Origin of the sequence: Methylobacterium durans, from assembly GCF_003173715.1 — a bacterium.
Taxonomy (GTDB): domain Bacteria; phylum Pseudomonadota; class Alphaproteobacteria; order Rhizobiales; family Beijerinckiaceae; genus Methylobacterium; species Methylobacterium durans.
On the sequence record NZ_CP029550.1, the window covers coordinates 6,239,580 to 6,260,391 of the forward strand.

At 70.8% G+C, this 20,812-nt stretch carries 16 protein-coding genes and 4 pseudogenes; 3 read left to right on the forward strand and 17 right to left on the reverse strand.

The window, feature by feature from the left end; translation table 11 throughout:
• Positions 1-249: 249 nt before the first annotated feature.
• Positions 250-1,224, forward strand: coding sequence for a S1C family serine protease (locus tag DK389_RS29255; protein ID WP_109895065.1), 975 nt, complete (start codon positions 250-252; stop codon positions 1,222-1,224).
• 117 nt (positions 1,225-1,341) lie between these two features.
• Here the strand turns inward: DK389_RS29255 and DK389_RS34745 are convergent.
• Positions 1,342-1,957 (reverse strand): annotated as a pseudogene (locus DK389_RS34745) (FUSC family protein); the annotation flags it as partial.
• Between the two features lie 157 nt (positions 1,958-2,114).
• On the opposite strand from DK389_RS34745, the gene trmFO reads away from it, so the two are divergent.
• Positions 2,115-3,551, forward strand: a complete 1,437-nt coding sequence (gene trmFO / locus DK389_RS29265; RefSeq protein WP_109895067.1) for a methylenetetrahydrofolate--tRNA-(uracil(54)-C(5))-methyltransferase (FADH(2)-oxidizing) TrmFO — start codon at positions 2,115-2,117, stop codon at positions 3,549-3,551.
• A gap of 27 nt (positions 3,552-3,578) precedes the next feature.
• Here trmFO and DK389_RS29270 read toward each other — a convergent pair whose 3' ends face one another.
• From DK389_RS29270 to yajC, 7 genes and pseudogenes are all read right to left on the reverse strand, one after another.
• Positions 3,579-4,127, reverse strand: a complete 549-nt coding sequence (locus DK389_RS29270) for a GNAT family N-acetyltransferase (RefSeq protein ID WP_194075131.1) — start codon at positions 4,125-4,127, stop codon at positions 3,579-3,581.
• Between the two features lie 136 nt (positions 4,128-4,263).
• A complete protein-coding gene (locus DK389_RS29275; RefSeq protein WP_418291982.1) occupies positions 4,264-5,982 on the reverse strand; it encodes an L-lactate permease in 1,719 nt (572 codons plus the stop codon).
• A gap of 155 nt (positions 5,983-6,137) precedes the next feature.
• Positions 6,138-6,950: a phytoene/squalene synthase family protein gene (locus tag DK389_RS29280; RefSeq protein WP_109896948.1), complete on the reverse strand. Its 813-nt coding sequence runs from the start codon at positions 6,948-6,950 to the stop codon at positions 6,138-6,140.
• Positions 6,951-7,029: 79 nt separating this feature from the next.
• Positions 7,030-7,418 (reverse strand): annotated as a pseudogene (locus tag DK389_RS29285) (Mth938-like domain-containing protein).
• Positions 7,419-7,435: 17 nt separating this feature from the next.
• On the reverse strand, positions 7,436-8,380 hold the full coding sequence (secF, locus tag DK389_RS29290) for a protein translocase subunit SecF (RefSeq protein ID WP_109895071.1): 945 nt from the start codon (positions 8,378-8,380) through the stop codon (positions 7,436-7,438).
• Between the two features lie 124 nt (positions 8,381-8,504).
• The gene (gene secD, locus DK389_RS29295) at positions 8,505-10,112 is read right to left on the reverse strand and encodes a protein translocase subunit SecD (RefSeq protein WP_109895073.1); all 1,608 of its coding nucleotides are present in this window, start codon (positions 10,110-10,112) and stop codon (positions 8,505-8,507) included.
• A 64-nt stretch (positions 10,113-10,176) separates the two neighbouring features.
• Complete coding sequence (gene yajC, locus DK389_RS29300; RefSeq protein ID WP_109895075.1) at positions 10,177-10,512, reverse strand: preprotein translocase subunit YajC; 336 nt, start codon at positions 10,510-10,512, stop codon at positions 10,177-10,179.
• Positions 10,513-10,770: 258 nt separating this feature from the next.
• Between yajC and DK389_RS29305 the strand changes: the two genes are divergently transcribed.
• Positions 10,771-11,646, forward strand: coding sequence for an ATP-binding protein (locus tag DK389_RS29305; RefSeq protein ID WP_109895077.1), 876 nt, complete (start codon positions 10,771-10,773; stop codon positions 11,644-11,646).
• A gap of 70 nt (positions 11,647-11,716) precedes the next feature.
• Here DK389_RS29305 and DK389_RS29310 read toward each other — a convergent pair whose 3' ends face one another.
• From DK389_RS29310 to DK389_RS29350, 9 genes and pseudogenes are all read right to left on the reverse strand, one after another.
• On the reverse strand, positions 11,717-12,802 hold the full coding sequence (locus tag DK389_RS29310) for a LysM peptidoglycan-binding domain-containing M23 family metallopeptidase (protein WP_236960428.1): 1,086 nt from the start codon (positions 12,800-12,802) through the stop codon (positions 11,717-11,719).
• Positions 12,803-13,361: 559 nt separating this feature from the next.
• The gene (locus DK389_RS29315) at positions 13,362-14,039 is read right to left on the reverse strand and encodes a protein-L-isoaspartate O-methyltransferase family protein (protein WP_236960429.1); all 678 of its coding nucleotides are present in this window, start codon (positions 14,037-14,039) and stop codon (positions 13,362-13,364) included.
• Between the two features lie 86 nt (positions 14,040-14,125).
• A pseudogene (gene surE / locus DK389_RS29320) lies at positions 14,126-14,889 on the reverse strand (5'/3'-nucleotidase SurE).
• Positions 14,889-16,172, reverse strand: coding sequence for a serine--tRNA ligase (gene serS, locus DK389_RS29325; protein WP_109895079.1), 1,284 nt, complete (start codon positions 16,170-16,172; stop codon positions 14,889-14,891). Before serS ends, surE begins: the two are co-directional and overlap by 1 nt.
• 117 nt (positions 16,173-16,289) lie before the next feature.
• Positions 16,290-17,090, reverse strand: coding sequence for a twin-arginine translocase subunit TatC (gene tatC / locus DK389_RS29330; RefSeq protein WP_109895081.1), 801 nt, complete (start codon positions 17,088-17,090; stop codon positions 16,290-16,292).
• Between the two features lie 3 nt (positions 17,091-17,093).
• A complete protein-coding gene (gene tatB / locus DK389_RS29335) occupies positions 17,094-17,564 on the reverse strand; it encodes a Sec-independent protein translocase protein TatB (RefSeq protein WP_109895083.1) in 471 nt (156 codons plus the stop codon).
• A gap of 125 nt (positions 17,565-17,689) precedes the next feature.
• Positions 17,690-17,983, reverse strand: coding sequence for a twin-arginine translocase TatA/TatE family subunit (locus DK389_RS29340; protein WP_109895085.1), 294 nt, complete (start codon positions 17,981-17,983; stop codon positions 17,690-17,692).
• A gap of 132 nt (positions 17,984-18,115) precedes the next feature.
• Positions 18,116-19,122 (reverse strand): annotated as a pseudogene (gene nagZ, locus DK389_RS29345) (beta-N-acetylhexosaminidase).
• 240 nt (positions 19,123-19,362) lie between these two features.
• On the reverse strand, positions 19,363-20,697 hold the full coding sequence (locus DK389_RS29350; protein WP_109895087.1) for an SPOR domain-containing protein: 1,335 nt from the start codon (positions 20,695-20,697) through the stop codon (positions 19,363-19,365).
• Between the last annotated feature and the right edge of the window lie 115 nt (positions 20,698-20,812).

Genomic DNA, 20,812 nt, shown 5'->3' on the forward strand with positions numbered 1-20,812 from the left:
TGCGGCGCGCGTGCCCCGGGCCCGCGGACGGAGGTCTGGCGGACGGAGCGCTTCCCGCAGCCGGAGCCCGGGGTCTCCCGCCCCTCCCGGCGGCGCGGATCGTAGTGCAGCGCCGCCCCGCGCGCCATACGGTCGCGCCGCCGACTTCGGTTGAATCCGTCGCCGTGCGGAAGGCTGTCGGGCCGTGACGAAAGACCTATCTCAGACCCTCTCGCATGCCCTGCCGCCCCAGATGAGGACGCGAACGCCATGGCCGCGCACGGCGACTGGAAGATCCCCGCTTCCGTGCAGCCCAAGCCGGGCGATTACGGCTACGATCTCGACCGGGCGCTGAGCGCCGTGGTCTCCCTCTCGACCCGCGTGCCGCCCGAGGCCTTCACTGCGGAGACGCTCGGCACCGAGCGGGCGGGCAACGGCGTGCTGATCCGCGAGGACGGGCTCGTCCTCACGGTTGGCTACCTCATCATGGAGGCCGACACGGTTTGGCTCACAACGCATGACGGGCGCTCGGTGCCCGGCCACGTGGTGGGGTTCGACGTGGCCTCGGGATTCGGTCTCGTCCAGGCCCTGGGCGACCTCGCCCTGCCCGCTCTCCGGATCGGCCGCTCCGCCGGCCTCAAGCCCGGCGATCGGGCCGTGCTGGCGGGCGCGGGCGGCCGCGGACGCAGCGTCGCCGCGCAGGTGATCGGCCGGCAGGAATTCGCGGGCTACTGGGAATACGTCCTCGACGAGGCCCTGTTCACCGCGCCCTCGCACCCGCATTGGGGCGGCACCGCGCTCATCGGCGAGGGGGGCGAGCTCGTCGGCATCGGCTCGCTGCAGCTCCAGCAGGGCGGGGCCGCGGGAAACCGGCCGATCAACCTCGTGGTGCCGATCGACCTGCTGCCCCCGATCCTCGACGACCTCGCCACCCGCGGCCGTCCGACCCGGCCACCGCGGCCCTGGCTCGGCGTCTACGCGACGGAGACGGACGACGGTATCGCGGTGATGGGGCTTGCCGATGACGGACCCGCGGAGGCGGGCGACCTGCGCGTTGGCGACCTCGTGGAGGCGGTGGCGGGCGAGCCGGTCGGCGACCTCGCCGACTTCTTCCGCCGAGTCTGGGCGCTCGGCGAGGCCGGGGTACGGGTCCCCCTTACCGTCCGGCGCGACGGGCGGCTGATCCATCTGAGCGTGGTCTCGGGAGACCGGGAACGCTACCTGATGAGCCCGCAGCTCCATTGACCGGGAGATGGCGCGGCGCTCCTCCCCGTTCGGGAGCGGGACAGGGGATCCGGCTTCATCCGGAGCGGCCGCATCCCTCACGCAAGGCCCGCATCCGGGTCGCGGCCAATCGCGCGTTCAGAAGACGATGCCGAGGCGCCGGTTGATCCGCGTCACCACCCAGACCGTGGTGATCGCCACGCAGACGCCCCAACCCACCTCGAACACCCGCGACCCCAGCATTCGCTCGACGCTGCCGATATGGGGCACGAGGATGAGGATGGTGGCGGTGATGGCCGCGAGCCGGCCCGCGCTCGCCACGTTCACCAGCCAGCAGGCCAGGACCGAGAGGAGCACGGCGAGGGCGTAGCTCGGCAAGCTCACCCCGATGGTTAGGTAGGCGGCGAGCCCGATCACTCCGCCGATCGCCGCCCCCGCGAATTGGTCGCGGGCGGTGGAGCGCGTGGCGCCGAACTCGGTCTGCGCCACGGCGAGCGCGGTGATGGCACTCCAGAACCCCTCGCGCAGCCCGAGCGCCTGCGTCGGCAGGTAAGCGACGATCGCCGCGCAGGCCGACATGACCCCGTGCGCCGTGCGCCGTGCCCCGGCTGAGGCGCCGGTGCAGGGGCAGTCGCTTGGCGACCCGGCGGAGCTGGTCGCGCAGCCAGCCGATCCGGCTGAGGTCGCTCGCCTCGCGCCGGCGCTCGGCCGCGAGCGCGGCTTCCGCACCCGAGACCGCGGCAGCCTCCGCGCGTGCCGGCGGCTCCGCTTCGAGTCCCGCCGACGGGTTGTCGGGCCTTCCTGTCGTCTCTCGCGCGCTCATGCCGGCATCAACGATGCGGCCGGGGCCGCGGTTCGGCGGGTTGCGGAGAGCCGTTGATCGCCCCTGCCCACGGGTTTAAGTCCCCCCAATGACGGCGCAAGATCCCATCCACATCGTCGGCGGCGGGCTGGCCGGCTCCGAGGCGACCTGGCAGATCGCGAGCGGCGGCCATGCGGTCGTGCTCCACGAGATGCGGCCCGTGCGCGGCACGGACGCGCACCAGACCGAGAGCCTCGCCGAACTCGTCTGCTCGAACTCCTTCCGCTCGGACGACCCGGAGGGCAACGCGGTCGGCCTGCTGCACCAGGAGATGCGCAGCCTCGGCTCGCTGATCATGCGGATGGGCGACGCGAATCAGGTGCCGGCGGGCGGGGCGCTGGCCGTCGACCGCGAGGGCTTCGCGGCGGCGGTGACGGGTGCGCTCGAGGCCCATCCCCTCGTCACCATCGTTCGCGAGGAGATCGCGGGGCTGCCGCCGGCCGATTGGGGATCGACCATCGTCGCGACCGGCCCCCTCACCTCGCCGGCGCTCGCCGAGGCGATCCGCGCCCTGACCGGGGCCGAGTCCCTCGCTTTCTTCGACGCGATCGCCCCGATCGTCCATCGCGACTCGATCGACATGGAGCGCGCGTGGTTCCAGTCGCGCTACGACAAGTCGGGTCCCGGCGGCACGGGGGCAGATTACCTGAACTGCCCGATGGACCGGTCGCAGTACGACGCCTTCATCGCGGCGCTGATCGCGGGCGAGAAGACGAGCTTCAAGGAATGGGAAACCACGACGCCCTATTTCGACGGCTGCCTGCCGATCGAGGTGATGGCCGAGCGCGGCCCCGAGACCCTGCGCCACGGCCCGATGAAGCCCGTTGGCCTGACCAACCCGCACGACCCGACGGTGAAGCCCTGCGCCATCGTGCAGCTGCGCCAGGATAATGCGCTCGGCACGCTCTACAACATGGTGGGCTTCCAGACGAAGCTGCGCCACGCCGAGCAGGTGCGAATCTTCCGAACCATCCCGGGTCTGGAAAATGCCGAGTTCGCCCGGCTCGGCGGCCTGCACCGCAACACCTACCTCGACTCGCCCCGCCTCCTCGACGGGACGCTGCGCCTGAAGGCGCGACCGTCGCTCCGCTTCGCCGGCCAGATCACGGGTTGCGAGGGCTATGTCGAGAGCGCGGCGGTGGGCCTGATGGCCGGGCGCTTCGCGCTGGCCGAGGCGCAGGGCCGCAGCCTGCCGCCGCTGCCGCAGACGACGGCGCTCGGCGCGCTGATCGCCCACATCACGGGCGGGCACATCGCGCAAGACGGCGAGGCGGCGGCCAATGCCCCCCGCTCATTCCAGCCGATGAACGTGAATTTCGGCTTGTTCCCGCCGCTTGAGCGCGCGCCCCGCAACGAGACCGGGCGCCGTCTACGCGGACCGGAGAAGGCGGCGCTGAAGAAGCGGGCGCTCACCGACCGGGGCCGGGCCGCCCTCGCCGCCTGGATCGCAGAGGCGGGCGAGCCGCCGCGGGCTGCGGCGGAGTAGAAACTTTCGGCTGGCGAACCTCGCGTCTCAGGGCGAAGTCCGTGCGCTATCCGTCTTCATCAGAACCCGGCGTCCCGGCCGGTGCCCATCCTCGCCGGTATCCTCGAAGCCGAGCTTGCGCAGCAGCCCCCACGAGGCGACGTTGCCGGGCCGGCACTCGGCGACGATGCTCCGGTAGGGAAAGCGGCGGGCGAGAAGGACGAGAAGGCCCGCCACCGCCTCCGTGGCGATGCCGCGGCCCCGGGCCGATCCGCCGACCCAGTAGCCGATCTCGATGGCGCTCTCTCCGCGCAGGTGCGTGCCCACCACCGCGACGAGCGCGCGGCTCTCTCGCTCCCAGACGCCGTTGAAGCGGTCGCTGCCTCGCCGGCCGGAGGCGATCAGGCCGCGCGCATCCGCGAGCGTGAAGGGCTCGGGCAGAAAGTCGACGGCGCCCGTGATCGCGGGATCGTCGGTGAGCCGGCGCAGGGCCTCGGCGTCGCGCGCGGAGAGGGCCGCGATGCGCAGGCGCTCGGTCTCGAGCCCTGGCAGGGTCGCGAGGCTGTCGGACTGAGCGGCACGCCGGAACAGGAACATCCCTCTCAGGTGGAGCCATCGCACCCGGCGGAAAGGTACGGCCGCGGGCGGCGCGTTAATCCGCGCCTCCGACATGAAAAAGCCCGCTCCGGCCGAGGGCCGGAGCGGGCTGCTGCGTGCGCCGGTGCGGCCGACCCTACGGGTGGATGACCATCGCGTTGAACGGATAGACGTAGGCTTGCAGCATCACGAGTCCGCCGACCATGCAGGCGAGCACGATCGAGTGCCAGAACACGAAGCGCAGGATCTTGCCCTCCTGGCCGAAATAGCCGGTGGCCGTGGAGGCCACGACGATCGACTGCGCGTCGATCATCTTGCCCATCACGCCGCCGGACGAGTTCGCCGAGGCCATCAGGATGCCCGACAGGCCGAGCTGCTCCGAGGTGATCTTCTGCAGGCCGCCGAAGAGCACGTTCGAGGCGGTGTCCGAGCCCGTCAGCGCCACGCCGAGCCAGCCGAGCAGGGTGCCGAAGAACGGGTAGAGGATGCCCGTGCCGGCGAAGGCGAGGCCCAGCGTCGCGTCGACGCCGCCGTAGCGGGTGAGGACGCCGAGGGCCAGCATCGCCGCGATGGTGATGAGCGAGTAGCGCAGCACCCAGATCGTCTCGAGATAAGCGGTGACGAGGCGCCAGGGCGAGAAGCGCATGATCAGGCCGGAGATGATCGCGGCGATGAGCACGCCCGTGCCCGTGTAGGACATGTAGGTGAAGGCAAAGACCGCCGCCTCCGGATGCGCCTTGGCGACGACGGGCGGCACCTTCATGATCACGTTGTGCAGGCCCGGCACCTCGTACTTGATCGTGAAGATCGGGTTCACGAGGCTCTTGAACCAGCCGGTGCCCCAGATCGCGACGACGACCGACAGGATGATCCACGGCACCCAGGCCCAGGCGATCTCGCTGGAGGTCGCGGTGCGGGCGCCGGTATGGACGCGCGGCATATCGCCGGGCACGCCCGCGCCGAGGGCAACGGGACGCGGCTCTGTGCCGTAGCCGATGGACGGATCGTGGCCGCGCAGCGCCGGCGAGGTCCAGATCTGCGCCGGCCGCCAGACCTTCAGGAACAGGACGAGGGCGCCCATCGAGACGAGCGAGGCGCCGATGTCGACGATCCAGGGGTTGATGTAGTTCGAGATCAGGAATTGCGCGAGCGCGAAGGAGATGCCGCAGACGGCGATCGGCGGCCAGATCGCGAGCATGCCGCGGAAGCCCGCGAACACCCAGATCAGCCAGAACGGCACGATCACCGAGAAGAATGGGAGCTGCCGGCCGATCATGGCGCCGAGGATGTAGGGGTCGTAGCCGGTGACCGAGGCGAGGCCCTGGATCGGGGCGCCGAGCGCGCCATAGGCGACGGGCGCAGTGTTGGCGATGAGCGAGAGGCCCGATGCTGCCAGCGGCGAGAAGCCGAGGCCGATCAGGATCGCACCTGTCACCGCCACCGGGGTGCCGAAGCCGCCGGCACCCTCGAAGAAGGCGCCGAAGGCGAAGGCGACCAGCAGGAGCTGGATGCGCCGGTCCGTCGTGATGCCCGCCACCGATTGCTGCAGGGTGGCGAACCAGCCCTTCTCCACCGTCAGGCGATAGAGGAAGATGACGTTGAGGATGATCCAGCCGATCGGGAACAGGCCGAGCGCCACGCCGTAGGCGGAGGCGCGGAGCGCGAGGCCCGTCGGCATGCCGAAGGCCACGATCGCGACGAGCAGCGCGATGACGAGGGACAGGACGGCCGCGATATGGGCCTTGACCTTGCCGCTCGCGATCATGCCGAGCAGCGCGACGACCGGAAGGGCGGCCGCGAGCGTTGATAGCCACGCGTTCCCGAACGGGTCGTAGACTTGATTCCAGGTTTCCACGGGCGTCACGCTCCTCCGCACGCCCGATCTTCTGGCCGGGCCGTAAAGCGTTGCTAGCAGAGCCCGCGAGACGGCTCAACGCGGATTAATCATGCATTCAGAGAGTGTTGCTGAGGAACACGTGCCTCTGTCACTCCGGGCGGCTTAGCGGCCTTTCAGCGGATCCGCCGCGCTGCCCGCCAGAGCCGCCAGAGCCGGCGCCAGCGCGGGATCTCGACTGGCGTGCTGAGCGGGTCGTAGCCCGGCCGGTCCATCGCCGCGAGGTAGGGCTCGACGAGGGCGACGGGCAGGAAGGCCGCCTGCGCGGCCGGCGCGATGGTGGCGCGGGCCGCCTCGTAGGCCGCGAGATGACGGCGGGCGAGCGCCCGCAGATCGCGGGTCGCGCCGACAAGCCCCGGCCCGCCGCGGCCGGTGACGATATCCTCGCGGGTGACGCCGTGCGCGCGCAGGATGTCAGCCGGTAAGTAGACCTGCCCCGCCCGCGCGTGCCAGGGCAGCGCCCGCAACAGGCCCGTGATGCCGTAGGCGACGCCCGCGTGACCCGCGGCCGCGGCGCCGCCGGGCTCCACCCCGTTGCTGAGGACGAGGCTCGCGAGGCGGAACAGGGACGAGGCCGTCTCGCCGCAATAGCCTTCGAGGTCGTTCACCCGGGGCATCGGGTCGTCGTAGAGATCGAAGACGCGGGCGTCGATCAGGTCGACGAAGGGCTGGCGACCGAGCCGCCTCTTGACGATGGCATCCTCCAACGCCGCCGCCACGGGGTTCGCACGGACATCGCCGCGGGCTTCGCCCTGGAGGGCGTCGCGCCACCATTGCAGGCGGATCTCGCCGGCCATCGGGTTCGAGGCCGCCTCGCGGACGCGCGCGATCGTCAGGCTGAAGGCGTAGAGGGCGAAGAGGTGCGGACGCGCCTCGGCCGCCGCGAACAGGGTCGCGAAGTAGCGGTCCGGATCGCCCTCCCGTACCATCGACTCGCAGTGCTGGAGCGCGAAGGGGAGCCCGTTGCCGGTGCTGGTGCTGGTCTCGGTCTCGCTCAAACGGAGGCGCTCACGCGACGGCGATCAGGGCGGCGGCAACCTTCCGGTTCTCCGCCATCAGGATGTTGTAGGTGCGGGCGGCCGCCCCCGTCTGCATCACGTCGAGGCCGATGCCGTTCTCCTTGAGCCACGCGCGCAAGGGGGCGGCAGCGGCACGATGTCGAGACCGGTGCCGACGAGGAGGAGATCGATCGCGCCCGCCTCCGCCTGGACCGGGCGCAGGGCATCGCGGCCGATGGCGGACGCCTCCGCCACGTCCCAGGCCCGGATGCCGGAGGGTAGCACCAGGATCGAGCCGCGGTGGCTCATCTCCGCGAAGCGGAAGCCGCCGCCGCCATAGGCGTCGATCAGGTAGCGTCCAGGGACGAATCCGTCGTTGAGACGGCCGGGCTCGCTCATCCGGCGTCGCCCCGCCCCTATTCCGCCGCTTGGGCGAGGTCGCCCCGCTCGCGGGCCTGGGCGCGGGTGCCCGACAGCATCAGGCCGAGATAGATCAGCACCGGGGTCGAGATGAAGATCGCCGAGTAGGTGCAGATCACGACGCCGCACAGCATCACCACCGCGAAGCCCTTGATCGCCTCGCCGCCGAACAGGACGAGCGCCAGCAGCGACAGGGCGGTGGAGATCGAGGTCATCACCGTGCGCGACATGGTGGAGTTGATCGAGAGGTTCAGGAGCTCGACCGTGGGAATCGTCTTGTAGCGGCGCATCAGCTCCCGGGTCCGGTCGAACACCACGACGGTCTCGTTGAGCGAGTAGCCGACGATGGTGAGGATCGCCGCGATCGAGGTCATGTTGAACTCGATGCGGGTGAGGATGAAGATGCCGACGGTGAGCACGATATCGTGCAGCGTGCCGACGATGGCGCCGAGCGCCAGCTCCCTCTCGAACCGGAACCAGAGGTAGAGCAGCACCGCGACGACCGAGAGGACGACGCCGAGGGTGCCCGATTGCACGAGCTCGCCCGAGACGCGCGGTCCCACGGTCTCGGTGCGGCGAAACTCGTAGTCGGCGTCGAAGGCGGCGTGCGCCTTCTGCATCACCGCCGTCTGGCCCTGTTCGCCGGCCTGGAGGGGGAAGCGCACCAGGATGTTGCCCTGGCCGCCGAGCTCCTGCACCTCCGACTCGCCGAAGCCGAAGCCGTTGGCGGTGTGGCGCACCGCCGCGACGTCCGCCGTGCCGGACTTCGCCTGCAACTCGACGAGGGTGCCGCCCTTGAAGTCGATGCCGAAGTTCAGCCCGATCGTGAGGAACAGCACGACCGTCGCCACCGACATCAGCGCCGAGAGCGGGAAGCTGAAGCGCCGGTAGCGCATGAAGTCGAAGTGCGACTCGTCGGGCCAGAGGCGGAGCAGACGCATGATCGGTCTCGGGTTCTGGGCCGGTGCCGCTCCGGGAAGCGGCTCCAGGCCCGTCCATCTTGAGGTCGGCCGGCGCGCCGCTGCGGGCGGCGCGGCCGCGGGGCCAACGGCGAAGGCCCCGCCGTCAGAACGGCAGGGCTTTCGGGCGGAACGTATTGTACCACACGGCGATCATCATGCGGGTCAGCGTCACCGCGGTGATGACCGTGGTGAGGATGCCGAGAATGAAGACGACGGCGAAGCCCTTCACCGGGCCGGAGCCGAGGAAGAACAGGATCAGCGCCGCGATCGCCATCGTGGAGTTCGAGTCGATGATGGTGGCGAAGGCCCGGTCGAAGCCGGCCTGGAGTGCCGAGATCAGCGAGCGACCGGCCCGGGACTCTTCGCGCATGCGCTCGTAGATCAGCACGTTCGAGTCCACCGCCGTGCCGATGGTGAGCACGATGCCGGCGATGCCGGGCAGCGTCATCGTCGCCTCCAGCACCGACATCAGGCCGAGGATGAGGCCGACATGGACGATCAGCGCGATGTTGGCGATGAAGCCGAAGGTCCCGTAGGTCAGGAACATGAAGGCGACGACGAGCACGGCCGCGACGAGCGTCGCGAGCTTGCCGGCCTCGATCGAGTCGCGCCCGAGGCCGGGGCCGACGACGCGGCGCTCGACCACGGTGAATTTTGCGGGCAATGCGCCGGCGCGCAGCAGAACGGAGAGGTCGTTGGCCTGCTGAACCGTGAAATTGCCGGTGATCTGGCCGTTGCCGCCGGTGATAGCGGAGCGGATCACGGGAGCCGACACCACCTCGTTGTCGAGGACGATCGCCATGCGCCGGCCGACATTCTCCGAGGTCGCCTGACCGAAGCGCTGGGCGCCCTTCAGGTTGAACTTGAAGCTCACCATCGGCTCGTGGGTCTGCTGGTCGAAGGCGGGCTGCGCGTCGGTGAGATCGCCGCCATCGGCCATCACGCGGCGCTCCACGGGCACCTTGGCGCCCTTCTCGTCCTTCGAGGGCAGGAGGTCGACGTCGCCGGACGGGCTGTCGGCGAGCATCCGGAACTCGAGCTTGGCGGTGGAGCCGAGGAGCTTCTCAAGCCGCTCCGGGTTCTGCTCGCCCGGGACCTGGATCAGGATGCGGTCGGCGCCCTGCTGCTGGATCGAGGGCTCGGTCGTGCCGGTGGAATCGAGGCGTCGGCGGATGACCTCGATGCCCTGGCTCACGGCGCGGCGCGTCCGCTCGTTGACGCCGGCGTCGGTGAGCGTCAGGCGGATCGGCCCGTCCGGCTGGTCGACGATCTCGACGGTGCGCCCGCCGGTCTGGCCGACGAGAGGGTTCGAGATCGGCTGAGACAATTCCTGGAGCTTCGGCATCACCTTGGCGCGGGCGGCGGCTTCCGCGATCCGCAGCTGGACGCCCCGCTGCAGGAGCTGGATGCCGCCCTCGGCGCGGACCGATTCCTGCTGGAGGATGCGGCGCACGTCGTCGCGCAGCGCCTTGGCCTGCGAGGCTATCAGCTCGTTCTGGTCGACTTCGAGCAGGAGCTGCGAGCCGCCCTGGAGATCGAGGCCGAGCACGATCGCCCGCTGCGGGATGATCCAGCTCGGGAACCAGCCCGGCAGCGCGGCCATGAACGCCTTGCGGCTGTCGGCCGGGAAGAAGCTCGGCACGGCCAGGCTGAGGCCGATCAGGATGACGGCGAGCGTCGCGATGATCTTGGTTCGGGAGAAGCGCAACATCCGCCGGTCCTGCTGTGACGTTTGCGTGCCGGGGATGGGATCAGGCCGGCACCGTGAGCGGCGCTCAGGCCGCCTTGACGGGGCCGCCTTTGACGCGGACCTCGGAGATCATCGACCGGACGACCTTGACGCGGACGTTGGGCGCGATCTCGACCTCGATCTCGGACGCCTCGTCGTTCACCTTGACGACGCGGCCGATGAGGCCACCGTTCGTGACGATGGTGTCGTCGCGGCGCACGTTCTTGACCATGGACTGATGATCCCGGACCCGCTTCTGCTGCGGCCGCAGGATCAGGAAGTACATGATCACGAAGATGAGGACGAACGGCACCAGCTGCAAGGCGATGTCCGCCCCACTGGAAGCGGTGCCGGCCCCTTGCGCGAAGGCGGGGGTGATCAAGCGCGTGACTCCTCAAAAAGCGTGAGGCCGCCCGGTGGCCCACACGGCCTCGCCGGGCCGGGCCCAAAAAGCGCGCGGACTATAGCCACGGCCTAAGTGAAAGCAACGCCGGATGGGTGAGGCGAATCGGACTTCGCGGGCTGCGGGCCGCGACAAAGACGGAACCTCCGTCGCGCAGGAGCGGTGATTTCCGCGTCCGATCCCCCTAAACAGCGACCCAGCCCTCCTGCAACCACAGGCGCGAAGCCCGGCGTTCCCATGACGAGTCCCACCACCCTCGACACGCTCCTGCCGCTCCTGGAGCGCATCGCGACGGCTCTGGAGCGCGCCGCCCCGCGCGAGCCGGCTGCCCCCGACCTGACGGCGGCCGACGCCTTCCTATGGGGCCCGGAGCGCCGGCTGATCCCGGTGCCGCGGGTCAACCGCGTCGAGATGGGCCTGCTCACCGGCATCGACCGGGCCCGCGACACGCTGGCCGAGAACACGGAGCGCTTCGCCCGCGGCCTGCCCGCCAACAACGCGCTCCTCTGGGGGGCGCGCGGCATGGGCAAGTCCTCCCTCGTCAAGGCGGTGCACGCCGAGACGAACGCCAAGCGGCCCGAGGGCGCGCTGCCGATGAAGCTCGTGGAGATCCACCGCGAGGACATCGAGGCGCTGCCCGATCTGATGGCGCGGCTGCGCGCCGACCCGCACCGCTGGATCGTGTTCTGCGACGACCTGTCGTTCGACGCCGACGACACCTCCTACAAGTCGCTGAAGACGGCGCTCGACGGCGGCATCGAGGGACGACCAGAGAACGTGCTGTTCTACGCCACCTCGAACCGGCGGCATCTCCTCGCCCGCGAGATGGTGGAGAACGAGCGCTCGACGGCGATCAACCCGGGCGAGGCGGTGGAAGAGAAGGTCTCCCTGTCCGACCGGTTCGGCCTCTGGCTCGGCTTCCACAAGTGCAGTCAGGACGAGTACCTCGCCATGATCCGCGCCTACGTCGAGCGCTACGGCCTGACGGCCGAGCCCGAGCGGGTGCGGGCGGAAGCCCTCGAATGGGCCGTGACCCGCGGCTCGCGCTCCGGCCGCACCGCCTTCCAGTTCATCCAGGACCTCGCAGGGCGGCTCGGCCAGCGGCTCGGCTGAGGCCCGAAACGCGAAGGGGCGGCCCCCCGCCGGGACCGCCCCCTCGAACTCTGCGTCCGAGCCGCCCGCGTCAGTTGCTGGCGAGCTGCGACATCGGGTCGATCGGCGAGCCGCCCTTGCGGATCTCGAAGTGGAGCTGGGGCGAGGTCACGTTGCCCGACGCGCCCGACTTGGCGATCGTCTGGCCGCGCTTCACCTTCTCGCCGGGCTTCACGTCGATCTCGCCGTTGTGGGCGTAGGCCGAGACGAAGCCGTTCGTGTGGCGCACCAGCACGAGCTTGCCGTAGCCCTTCACGTCGGAGCCGGCGTAGGCGACGGTGCCGTCCTCGGCGGCCTTCACAGCCGTGCCCTCGGGTACCGCGATGTTGATGCCCTCGTTGCCGCTGGAGCCGTAGCCCGAGATCACGCGGCCCTTGGCCGGCCAGCGGAAGGACTGATCGGGCGCGGCGGGCGCGGCCGCGGCGACCGAGCCGGTGGCGGACGGCTCCGACTTCTCGGGCGCCGGCGCGGGCTTGGCGGGAGCGGGCTTGGCGGCGGCGACCTTGGCGGCCTTCTCGGATTCCTTCGCATCCTTGGCGGCCTTCTCGGCGGCTTCCTTGGCAGCCTTCGCCTCGGCGAGCTTCCTGGCCGCATCGCGCGTGGCCTCGGCCTTCGCCCTGGCGGCGGCCTCCGCCTTCGGATCGGGCTTTGCCTCGACCTTGGTCTCGGCCTTCGGCTCGACCTTGGCGGTCTGGCCCGGGCGGACGTGCTTCTTGGCAGCCTCCTTCTGGGCAGCCTCCTTGCGCGCCTTCTCCTCGGCGAGCTTGCGGGTCTCGGCCACCTTGCGGTCAGCCTCGCGCTTGGCTTCGAGCTTGGCCTCGGCGAGCTTCTCGGCCTGGCGCTTCGCCTCCTTGTCGGCTTGAAGCTTGTCGGCCTGAGCCTTCTCGGCCTGCGCCTTGGCCTCGGCGGCCTTCTCGGCAGGCTTCGGGCCTTTCGAGAATTGCAGGCGCTCCTGGGGCGCGGCCGGGACGGTGCGCGCGGTCATCGCGTCGGGGTTCATGCCCGAGGCGTTGTAGACCGGGATCACGATCTGGCGGCCGGGCGTCACCTGCGCGGCGCTGGTCAGGCCGTTGGCCGAGAGGATGGCCGAGACCGGCACGCCGTAGCGGGTCGACATCTGGTTGAGGCTGTCGCCCTGCGCGACGGTGATGCGGGTGCCGCCCTGGGCGTTCCAGCCGGCGGCGCCCGTCGCCGCGACGCGGGTGCTCTGCGCCGGAGGCTGGATCGGACGGGCGAGGGCGGGTGCGGGGCGAGGCGCGACCGGGCTGAGGGGGCGCTCGCCGGATCGCCCAGCGCTTCGGACTGGATGCGGCCCGTGCGGATCGCCGGGGCGGGTGCCGTCTCGCCTTCCGGCAGGCTGCCGGTGGCGGAGGGCTCGCTCGACAGATTCGAGGCGAAGGGATTCACGAACGGATCCCCGAGCCGCGAGGCATCCGAAGAACAGGCGGCGGCGCCGCCACCGATGACCCCGATGAGGGCGAAGCGCGACAGTGCCCGCATCCCCCGACCAGCCCCGCGAACCCGCATCGACGCACCCGTTTGCCTGACGCAACTTGATGCCGTCATTCAAACCGGATTCAGGTTAAGCAACCGTTCCTGTTCACCCTGTTTCGCGGTGTGATGGAACCTTTGCCGAGCCTTGGGTTGCACACGCGCCACAGGGCCCCGGGTGCCGGTCAGGCCGCCGCTCCGCGTCCTGCCTGTAGGGGAACGAGGCGCAGGGCCACCCCGAGCGATTCGGCCAAGCCATCGTCCCTCCGCTCTACCATGACGAGGCGGCCGATTCCCCGATTCTCCGTGCCGGCGAGACCGGCGACGAGCCGGCCGCCGGGTGCGAGCGCGGCGACGAGGCCGTCGGAAAGTCCCGGCACCGAGCCGTTGACGAGGATGCGATCGAAGGCGCCCTCCGCCAGCCGGGCGAGGCCGTCCGCCCGCAGGATGCGCAGGCCCGCGGCCGGGCCGAGCCTCTCGCGGGCGGCCGCTGCGAGGCCCGCGTAGAGCTCCAGGCTCGTGACCGCGCCGGCGCCGAGTTGCAGCAGCAGGGCGGTGGCGTAGCCGGAGCCGGTGCCGATCTCGAGTACCCGCTGCCCCTGCGCGAGATCGAGGGCGACGAGCATCGCGGCCACCGTCGTCGGCGCCGTCATGGTGGCTCCGCAGGGCAGCGGCAGGGCGAGGTCGCGCCGGGCCAGATCCCGGTGGGCCGCCGGCGCGAACCGCTCCCGGGGCACGAGCTCCATCGCCCGTAGGACGCCCCTGTCGCGCACGCCCCGCTCGCGGAGCGCCAGCACGAAGGCGGCGTTCTCGACGGCGCTGCCCGCGTCGTCGGGTCTGGATATCGGATCGGCGCTCGTCACCGGCCCAGGCTCGCACGGATGCACCCCGAAGGGCCAGGGGCCGAGCTCCGCTCGCGGCCCCTACCGCGCCCTATTCCGCGACGGCCCTATTCCGCGAAGGCTTGCGCGAAGCGCGTCAGCGTCGGCTCGTCGGTGAGGTCGAGGCGCAGGGGCGTCACCGAGATGCGGTTCTCGGCGATGGCCTTGAGGTCTGTGCCGCGGCCGGGCTCGAAACGCGCCTTGGCGAAGGCGAGCCAGAAATAGGGGTTGCCGCGCCCGTCCCGGCGCGCGTCGATGGCCAGCAGCGCTTGGTTGCGCTGACCCTGGGCCGCCACCGCGATCCCCGCGACCTCCTCCGGCTCGCAATCGGGGAAGTTCACGTTGACGAGGATGCCGGGCTCGATCCCGGTCTCCAGGATCTTACGGATCACCTTCGGACCGTGATGCGCGGCGCAGTGCCACTTAATCGCCCCGCGCCCCCCGGGCCGTAGGCTTGGCTGAGCGCGATCGACTTCACATTGAGGATGGTGCCTTCCATCGCGCCCGCGATGGTACCCGAATAGGTCACGTCCTCGGCGACGTTCTGGCCCCGGTTCACGCCCGACAGCACGAGGTCCGGCCCGTGCTCCTCGAGGATGTGGCGCACGCCCATGATCACGCAGTCGGAGGGCGTGCCCTTCACGGCGAAGCGCTTCTCCGCGACCTGGCGCAAGCGCAGCGGATCGTTGAGCGACAGGGAATGGGAGACGCCGGATTGATCGGTCTCGGGAGCGACCACCCAGACATCGTCGGAGAGGTGGCGTGCGATGGTCTCCAGCGTCTCCAGCCCCGGCGCGTGGATGCCGTCGTCGTTCGTGACGAGAATGCGCATCAGATCTTCGGTCCCTCGATCCGGTTGAGGCCCCCCATATGGGGCTGGAGCGCGGACGGGATCGTGACGCTGCCGTCCGGGTTCTGGTAGTTCTCCATCACGGCGATCAGCGCGCGGCCGACCGCGACGCCCGAGCCGTTCAGGGTGTGGAGGTAGGCGGGCTTGCCGTCCTTCGAGCGGTAGCGCGCGTTCATCCGCCGCGCCTGGAAGTCGCCGCAGACGGAGCAGGAGGAGATCTCGCGGTAGGTTTCCTGGCCGGGCATCCAGACCTCGATGTCGTAGGTCTTCTGCGATGCAAATCCCATGTCGCCGGTGCACAGCGTCATCACCCGAAAGGGCAGCTCGAGGGCCTTCAGCACCGCCTCGGCGCAGGCGAGCATGCGCTCGTGCTCCTCCGCCGACTTCTCCGGCGCCGTGATCGAGACAAGTTCGACCTTGTTGAACTGGTGCTGGCGCAGCATGCCGCGGGTGTCGCGCCCCGCCGCGCCCGCTTCCGCCCGGAAGCAGGGCGTGAGGGCGGTGAAGCGCAAGGGGAGTTCGCCCTCGGACAGGATGCTCTCGCGCACGAGGTTGGTGAGGGGGACTTCCGCCGTGGGGATCAGCCAGTAGCCGTCGCCCGCCGCGAACTGGTCGTCGCGGAATTTCGGCAATTGCGCCGTGCCGAACATCGCCTCGTCGCGCACGAGGATCGGCGGTGCCACCTCGGTGTAGCCGTGCTCTGTCGTGTGGAGATTGAGCATGAACTGGCCGAGCGCCCTCTCCAATCGGGCGAGTTGACCCTTCAGCACCACGAAGCGGGAGCCCGAGAGCCGCGCCGCCGCCTCGAAATCCATCAATCCGAAGGCTTCGCCAAGTTCGAAATGCTGGCGGCCCTTCTCCAGCCAGGGATGGGTCGGCTCGAAGCGGCGGTACTCGACGTTGCCGTGCTCGTCGGCGCCCTCCGGAACATCGGTCTTTGGCCGGTTCGGGATCGAGGCGAGGCGCTCGTCGAGCGCCCTGGCGGCCGCCGCTTGCGCCGCGTCGAGGGCCGGCCCCTCCTCCTTGAGGCGGGCGACCTCGGTCATCAATCCTTCCGCCCGCGCCTCGTCGCGCGCCTTCTTGGCCGCGCCGATCTCCTTGGCCAGCGCGTTGCGCCGCTCTTGATTCCCTTGCGCCGCTGAGACCGCGCCGCGGCGGGCCTCGTCGAGGGCGATCAGCTCGGCGGAGAGCGGCGAGAGCCCGCGCCGCTGCAGGTCGTGATCGAACGCAGTCGGGTTCTCGCGGATGGCGCGGATGTCGTGCATGGGACGGCTCTGATCCTGGGCGCAGACGCTTTGCAGCATCGCTCCCCGCGGGACAAGGCCGGAGGCGCCGCGCCGAGCGGGACCAGGCGCCCCGCGCGGGACCGGCCAGGAACCGCCCTAAGGCTCCAGCCCCTCGGCGGCGCGCCGGGCCGCGCGCACCTTCTCGATGCGGGAGACCGAGAGCACGGAGGCCTCGTAGAGGAGGAGCATCGGGATCGCGAGCGAGAGCTGCGAAATCACGTCGGGCGGGGTCAGGATCGCCGCCGCCACGAAGACGAGCACGATGGCGTAGCGGCGCTTCTCCTTCAGGAAGGCGGAGTCGATGACGCCGATCTGGCCGAGCAGCGTCAGGATCACCGGCAGCTGGAAGGCGATGCCGAAGGCGAAGATCAGGGTCATGATCAGCGAGAGGTATTCGTCGACCTTCGGCAGCAACGCGATCGTCGGCTCGCCCGCCACGCCGACCTGCTGCAGGCTCACCGAGAACTTGATGAGGAGCGGCATGGCGAGGAAGAACACCACCAGCGCGCCCAGCACGAAGAAGATCGGGGTCGCGATCAGGTAGGGCAGGAAGGCCTTGCGCTCGTTGCGGTAGAGGCCCGGCGCCACGAAGGCGTAGATCTGCGTCGCGATCACCGGAAAGGCGAGGAAGGCCGCGCCGAAGACCGAGAGCTTGATGTTGGTGAAGACCTGCTCGAGGAAGTGCGTCGCGATGAGCTTCGCGTTCTCCGCGCCCACCACCGAGACGTAGGGGTGGACGAGGATGTTGTAGATGTCCTTCGCGAAGAAGAAGCATCCGAAGAACATCACCACGAACGCGACGAGCGACTTGATCAGCCGTGAGCGCAGCTCGATCAGGTGCTCGATGAGCGGGGCCCGCGAGGCCTCGATCTCCGCCTCATCCGCCTCGTTGATCATGATTCAGGCGCCCGGCGGTGTGGCGGGTTGATCGGAAGCGAGCGGGTCGGCGGCTGGCGCGTGCGGCGGACGCGGCACATCGTAGCTGCCCCCCTGGCTGCCACTATACCCGGCCTCCGCCCGCAATTGCGCCGTCGCTTCAGCGAGGGCGTCGGGACCCGGCTTCGCGGCATTGCGGCCCTCACGGGCCTCGATCGCACCCTTGAGTTCGTCGCGAATGGTCTGGACCGGATTGAAGCCCTGAGTGCCCGACCCGACCGTCCGCTTGATGCCGTCGACCTCGCGGCGCACCTCGTCGAGCTCGGCCTCGCGGATCGCCTCGTTGAACTGCATCTGGAACTCGCCGGCCATGCGGCGCAGCTTGCCCGTGATCTGCCCGACGGTGCGCAAGGCCTTCGGCAGATCCTTCGGCCCGATCACGATGAGGGCGACGCCGCCGATCAGCATCACCTCGCCCCAACTCATGTCCAGCATGTCGTCGACGTTCCTGGGGCCCTGCGGGCCGCGCCTTCCCGAGCGGGGCGGACGGTGCCCGGCGCGTCGCGGCATGAGCCCTTACACCAACGCGGCTCGCGTGCCAGCCGCTCCGGGCAACCTCCTCAGACGGGCTTGTCGCGGGCCGGCAAATGGCTCGCCGGGATCGCCGTGCCGGGGCTCGGCTCGCTCGCGGGCTGGCCCGCATGCGGGATCGTGCGGACGGGCTCGTTCGCGGAGACCGGCGGAGCCTGGGCCGGCGTGCCCTGGGCCGGCGCCTCATCGTCCGCCATGCCCTTCTTGAACGCCTTGATGCCCTTGGCGACGTCGCCCATCAGGTCCGAGATCTTGCCGCGGCCGAACAGCAGCATCACGATCGCGGCGACGATGATCCAGTGCCAGATACTCATGCTGCCCATGGCAACCTCCTGCGCCGCAGGCCCCTGCCGGGCGGCGCCGTCCTGCGTGGTCGGGTTGGCGCGAACCTAAGGATCGCACCCGGCGAACACAAGGCGCCCGCGGCCTTCGGTCCGGGAGGCGGAGTGCCGGGTTCAGGCCGCCGCGGAGAGTCCCGCCTCGAAGCGGGCGCGGGCCTCGCGGACGTCGAAGCTGTCGCTCTCGGGCCGCAGACGGGCGAGCGCGGCCTCGGCCCGGCGCAGGGCCTCGCCCGCGAGCGCCGGCGCGCCCTCGGCGACCGCCTCCATCTCGGCTCGGTCGCCGTTGCAATGGAGCGCCACGTCGATGCCGGCCGCGAAGGCGGTCTCGGCGCGGGCCCGGAACGGGCCCGTGAGCGCGTGCATCGAGAGATCGTCGGTCATCAGCAGGCCGTCGAAGCCGATCGCGCCGCGGATGATCTCGCGCACCACGATCGGCGATTGCGTCGCCGGCCGCTCCGGATCGATGGCCGAGAAGACCACATGCGCGCTCATGGCGAGCGGCAGGTCGGCGAGCGCCCGGAAGGGCTGGAAATCCTGCGCAGCGAGACTGTCGCGGGGGGCTTCGACCACGGGCAGGCCGTGATGGCTGTCGCAGGCGGCGCGGCCGTGGCCGGGAATGTGCTTCATCACCGGCAGGACGCCGCCCGCCATCAGGCCCTCGGCCACGGCCCGGCCGATCTCGGCGACGGCCGCCGGGCTCGTGCCGTAGGCGCGGTCGCCGATGATGTCGTGGCTGCCCTCCACCGGCACGTCGAGCACGGGGGCGCAATCGACGTTGATGCCGACGCTGGCGAGGTCGTGCGCCATCAGCCGCGCGCCGAGGCGCGCCATGGCGGCCGCCGAACCGTCGAGGCGGCCGAACCGGCGCCCGGCCGGGTAGGCGGGCCAGTGGGGCGGCCCCATCCGCTGCACCCGGCCGCCCTCTTGGTCGATCAGGATCGGCGCGTCGTCCCGGCCGATCGCGGCGCGCAGAGCCCCGGTCAGAGCTCGCACCTCCTCGGGCGTGCCGATGTTGCGCTTGAACAGGATGAAGCCCCAGGGCTGCGCAGCCCGGAAGAAATCGGCCTCCTCGGGGAGAGGGTTCGGCCGGCGCAACCGAGGATGAGGGCACGGGAGGTCATCGGGGTTCTGGCTCGCGGAGGGCTCTGCGGCGAATCACGGGGTCAGCGTCGTGCGGGCTCTCGGCCCGCGACAAGGCGGAATCGGGGAGGCCGGAGGGGTTCCCGGCAGGCCGTCCGTCCGTGTTGCATTCGGGCGTCAGGCGATCGTCGGAGGGCGTCGGGCCGGTTGCGGGCGGGGCGGGCGCGGCCGGACCCTGCCCGAAGGATCGTCTTCCCGCGCCGGTCGCGCTCGGCCTCCGCTCAGTTCTTGGCGACGAAGCACTGGCCGCCGGCGGCCTGCAGCTGGTTGCAGAGGCTCGTCGCCTCGTTCTTCCCGAGCGGCCCGACGCGCACCCGCCAGATCGTCTTGCCGTTCACCTCCGCCTGCCGGATCAGCTCCGGCTGGCCCGCGAGCTGGGTGTACTTGCCCTGCATCTGCTTGAAAGCGGTCTGGGCCTCGGCGGCGCTGGTGCGCACGCCGAGCTGGACCGCGAAGCCCCCGACGGAGGCGGCGGACGGGCTCGTGGCGGCGGTCGTCGCCGGGGCATCGACCGCGGCCGTCGCTTCGGGCGCAACGGAGGCGACGCGCTGAGGCGCCTTGGCGCGGGTCGGGGCGGGTGCGGGCACGACCGGCGTGCTCTCGGCCGCAGGCGGCGGCGCGGTGGGCGTCGGAGCCGGCGTCGGCAGCGGCATCGCCTGGCGCGCGGGGCGGGCCTTCGGGGCGGCCTCCTCGCTCCCCGGCAGGGTCATGGTGGGGATGACCGAGGGCGTCGCCGTCTCAGCCACGGTCTCGCGAGCCGCGGGCGGGGGCGGCGTGTCGGGCTTGACCGAGACGGTGCGGACGCGGCGCGGCTCGCCGAAGGCGTCGGTCAGGCCGCCCGGTGTCGTGCCGGATTCCGCCGCGGTCTGGCTGGCCGCCGACGTCCCACCCGCCGCGCGGGCGGCCTGGGCGACGTCGAGGGGCTGCTCCTCGCGGTTGACGATGCGGATCTGTCCGTCCTTGGCCTTGGGCTCGTAGATCTGCTTGTTCTGGTCGGGGATCTCGACGCCGTCGGCGGTCTTGGGCGCGATCTTGAGGGGGGCTGTGTCGGCCTGGATCACGGGCACGCCGCCGCCGACACGGCCGGAATGCAGACTGCGCCAAGTCAGCGCCCCGGTCACCGAGATCGCGACGACGGCGATACCGGCGCCGACCGAGACGAGGCGCCGGCGATGCGGAGTCGGCTTGCGGCTGCGCTCGACGTAGGCCGCGTCGGACTCCGCCGATTCCTCCGTTCCCTGCCCGTGATAGCCGGACTCGGCCGGGTAGTCCCGGTCGACGGAGGCGAGATACTGGTCGAAGGCGTCGGCCGGGCTCGTGCCCTGTGCCGTGGCCGAATGGGCGGAGGCCTGGTGCGCCGGCACCTGTTCCGTGACGAAGCTCGGCTCGACGCGCCGGGCCGGCGCGCCCTCCCCGCCGCGGCGCCCGTCTCGGGCCTCCAGCAGCGCGCGGAAGGGATCATCCTGGCCGACGATGCGGGCGAGCTCGGCGAGCGGATCGGATTTCGGCTCGGGCCGCGATTCGATCCGCGGCTCGACCCGGGCGGCGCCCGGCACGACCGTCGGGCGCGGGGCGCTCGACTGGGGTGCTGCAGGTCGCGCGCGAAGGCCTCGAAATCGATCTGGGCCCGCGATGCGTTGGTCATGGCAGCATCCTCAATCTAACGCCGAC